We start from the raw sequence: 2,409 nt of genomic DNA on the forward strand, positions 1-2,409 counted from the left end.
CGACCAGATCACCGTGGCCAAGTGGCTGGACAAGCTGGCGCTGCCGGCCACCGCCCGTTTGCTGGTCAACCAACGCATTCGCTCACGCTACGACGAGCCCTCGCGCCTGTCGCTGCTCTACTTGGCGCAACAAACCCGCGTTTACCGCGGCGTGGATGACCGTGACCTGCGTGCCGCGCGCCTGCCGGGCGGCAGCCAAGTGCTGGCCGCCGCGTTTCTAAAACAGCTGAAAACCATCAAAACCAACTCCAAGGTCTCGGCCATCAGCCAGGACAAGGACGGCGTGACGGTGAAAGCCGGCGCCGTTGGTTACAGCGCCGATTACGTGGTGCTCGCGGTGCCGCTCAAAGCCCTGGCGCAGATTCAACTGACCCCGGCGCTGGAAACCAACCGCGTGGCCGCGATCAAGGGCACCAATTACGGCTGGCGCGACCAGATTCTGCTCAAGTTCAAAACCCCGGTGTGGGAGAGCAAGGCACGTTTGTCTGGCGAGATCTTTACCGACCAAGGCCTGGGCATGCTGTGGATTGAGCCGGCGGCCAAAGGTGGCGCCAATGCGGTGATTAACCTGTCCGGCGATAACGCACGGGTGATGCAGGCCTTTGGTGACAAGCAAGTGGTCGACCAGGTGCTGATTCGCTTGCACGCGCTTTACCCGAAAGCCCGTGGTGCGTTTTCCGGCTATGAAATCCGTCGCTACAGCACTGACCCGTCCACCGGCGGTTCGTACCTGGCTTATGGCCCGGGCCAACTGACGCGTAACTGGCGGGTGTGGGAAAAGCCGCTGCAACGGGTGGTGTTTGCCGGTGAGCATACCGATGCGCTGTACCCAGGCACATTGGAAGGCGCGTTGCGCAGTGGTCAACGTGCCGCCGGGCAGGCGCAGGATTTGTTGGCGGGCAAGGTTGTCGACCCCGCCAAGCAAGTGGTTGCCGAAGCGCCAGCACCGGTTAAAAAAGACAAAGACGGCAAAGACGAGCCGGGTTTTTTCTCCAAGTTGTTTAACTGACGTGTAAGCGCCCGCGCAACGCGGGCGTTCTCGCAGGGTGCGCTGCGCCATCCTGCGATTTTGAGCGTTGCGCCTAGGCGCGCGCAGCACACCCTACGAGTTCCCTTTCGCATCGACCGTTCGGTCACCTGTTATTTCCGCCTATCCAGACCGTAAAAACCCATCGTATTTCCCGATATTTCAAAGCAGAATTTTTCGCTTTAACTCGATAGATTTACCGCTAGTCTTAGCCCACTGCTTTTTTACGGAACCCGCCTACATGCAGCTGCGTAACTCCTCTTCCCGTTATGGTCTGGTCAGCATTGTGTTGCACTGGGGTATCGCTTTAGCGGTGTTTGGGTTATTCGGCCTTGGCTTGTGGATGGTGACGCTGGACTACTACAGCCCCTACAACCACTCCGCCCCTGCGCTGCATAAAAGCATTGGCCTGACCTTGCTGGCGCTGATGATTGTTCGCCTGCTCTGGCGCTTTATCAGCCCGCCGCCCCCAACACTCGCGACCTACAGCAAAGCCACCCGTTTGGGCGCCAAGCTGGGCCACGCGGTGCTGTACCTCGGCTTGTTTGCCGTACTGATTGCCGGCTACCTGATCTCCACCGCCGATGGCCGGCCGATTGAAGTCTTTGGCTTGTTTGCGGTACCTGCCTCACTCACCAGCATTCCTGACCAGGAAGACGTTGCCGGTGCAGTGCATCTGTACCTCGCCTGGGGCTTGGTAATTTTTGCTGGGCTCCATGCGTTAGCAGCTCTGAAGCATCACTTTATTGATCACGATGTAACCCTGACCCGTATGTTTGGCCGCCGCGCCGACTAACTCCCTCACTGCACAAGGACTCACGCAATGATCAGCACCACCCTGAAGAAATCCCTGGCTGCTCTGGCCCTCGGCACCGCGATGCTCAGCGCCGGCCACGCCATGGCCGATGACTACACCATCGACAAACAAGGCCAACACGCATTTATCGACTTCAAAATCAGCCACCTGGGTTTCAGCTACATCTACGGCACGTTCAAAGATTGGGAAGGCACCTTCAGCTTTGACGCGAAAAAGCCTGAAGCCAGCAAAATCGACATCACCCTGAAAACCACCAGCGTCGACACCAACCACGCCGAGCGCGACAAACACATCCGCACCGCTGATTTCCTCGACGTGTCGAAATTCCCGGAAGCCAAGTTTGTCTCCACCTCGGTTAAATCCACCGGCGAAGGCAAAGCCGACGTAACGGGTGACCTGACCCTGCACGGCGTAACCAAGCCAGTGGTGATCAAGGCAACTTTCCTGGGTGAAGGCAAAGACCCATGGGGCGGCTACCGTGCCGGCTTTGAAGGCACCACCACCATCAAGTTGAAAGACTTCGACATCCAGAAAGACCTGGGTCCGAAATCCCAAGAGCTGGAAC

Annotated in this window: 2 protein-coding genes and 1 pseudogene; all 3 read left to right on the forward strand. The window is 58.4% G+C overall.

The features are described from left to right. Window positions 1-922, forward strand: a pseudogene (locus AAAB16_RS04430) (flavin monoamine oxidase family protein); the annotation flags it as partial. Window positions 923-1,268: 346 nt separating this feature from the next. Beyond that, window positions 1,269-1,823, forward strand: coding sequence for a cytochrome b (locus tag AAAB16_RS04435; protein WP_110615298.1), 555 nt, complete (start codon window positions 1,269-1,271; stop codon window positions 1,821-1,823). Between the two features lie 27 nt (window positions 1,824-1,850). Beyond that, window positions 1,851-2,409, forward strand: a 559-nt coding sequence (locus AAAB16_RS04440) for a YceI family protein (RefSeq protein ID WP_340662251.1), incomplete at its 3' end; no start/stop codon positions are given.

Source organism: Pseudomonas sp., assembly GCF_037994325.1.
Lineage (GTDB): Bacteria > Pseudomonadota > Gammaproteobacteria > Pseudomonadales > Pseudomonadaceae > Aquipseudomonas.

Coding starts and splice junctions, on each gene's coding strand:
- AAAB16_RS04435 (WP_110615298.1), top strand. CDS start 1,269: ATGCAGCTGCGTAACTCCTCTTCCCGTTATGGTCTGGTCAGCATTGTG.